Here is a 1,157-nt window from a genome sequence, read left to right on the forward strand (position 1 = left end):
TTCGCGGTCGCGCGTGCGTACCGGCCGACGCTCACGCGCCACGATCGCGCGGCGATCCTGCGCCGCGCGGCCGACATCGTGCGCTCGCGCACCGCGGAGATCGCGGCGCTGATCACGGCCGAGGCCGGCTTGTGCATCAAGGATTCGACTTACGAGGCCGGCCGCGTGGCCGACGTGCTCACGTTCGGCGCCGGCGAAGTGCTGAAGGACGACGGGCAGATCTTCTCGTGCGATCTGACGCCGCACGGCAAGAAGCGCCGCGTGTACACGCAGCGCGATCCGCTGCTCGGCGTGATTTCGGCGATCACGCCGTTCAATCACCCGATGAACCAGGTCGCGCACAAGATCGTGCCGTCGGTCGCGACCAACAACCGGATCGTCGTGAAGCCGTCGGAGAAGGTGCCGCTGTCGTGTTATCTGTTCGCGGACATCCTGTACGAAGCCGGCCTGCCGCCGCAGATGCTGCAGGTGATCACCGGCGACCCGAAGGAAATCGCCGACGAGCTGATCACGAACCCGGCGATCGACCTGATCACGTTCACCGGCGGCGTGTCGATCGGCAAGTCGATCGCCGCGCGGATGGGCTACCGGCGCGCGGTGCTCGAACTCGGCGGCAACGATCCGATCATCGTGATGGAAGATGCCGATCTCGACGAAGCGAGCACGCTCGCGGTGTCGGGCTCGTACAAGAATTCGGGGCAGCGCTGCACGGCGATCAAGCGGATGCTCGTGCACGAGGCGGTGGCCGATCGCTTCACGGCGCTCGTCGTCGAGAAGACGCGCGCCTGGTCGTACGGCAATCCGTCCGATCCGTCGGTCGACATGGGCACGGTGATCGACGAAGCGGCGGCGAAGTTCTGCGAGCAGCAGGTCAACGACGCGATCGCGCGCGGCGCGCGGCTGCTGGTCGGCAACGTGCGCGACGGCGCGCTGTATTCGCCGACCGTCGTCGATCGCGTGACGCCCGACATGCCGCTGGTCAAGCACGAAACCTTCGGGCCGGTGTCGCCGATCATGCGCTTTCGCGACATCGACGAGGCGATCCGGATGTCGAACAGCACCGACTACGCGCTGTCGTCGTCGGTGTGCACGAACCGCTTCGACCACATCACGCGCTTCATCACCGAGCTGGAAGTCGGCAGCGTGAACGTGCGCGA

1 protein-coding gene is annotated in these 1,157 nt (G+C 66.6%); it reads left to right on the forward strand.

Translation table 11 applies throughout. The annotated features are described in order from the left end of the window. Positions 1–1,157, forward strand: a 1,157-nt coding sequence (phnY, locus tag H0X90_RS35285) for a phosphonoacetaldehyde dehydrogenase (RefSeq protein WP_069357933.1), incomplete at both ends; no start/stop codon positions are given.

Origin of the sequence: Burkholderia sp. 9775_39, assembly GCF_015712225.1 — a bacterium.
GTDB classification, from domain to species: domain Bacteria; phylum Pseudomonadota; class Gammaproteobacteria; order Burkholderiales; family Burkholderiaceae; genus Burkholderia; species Burkholderia cenocepacia.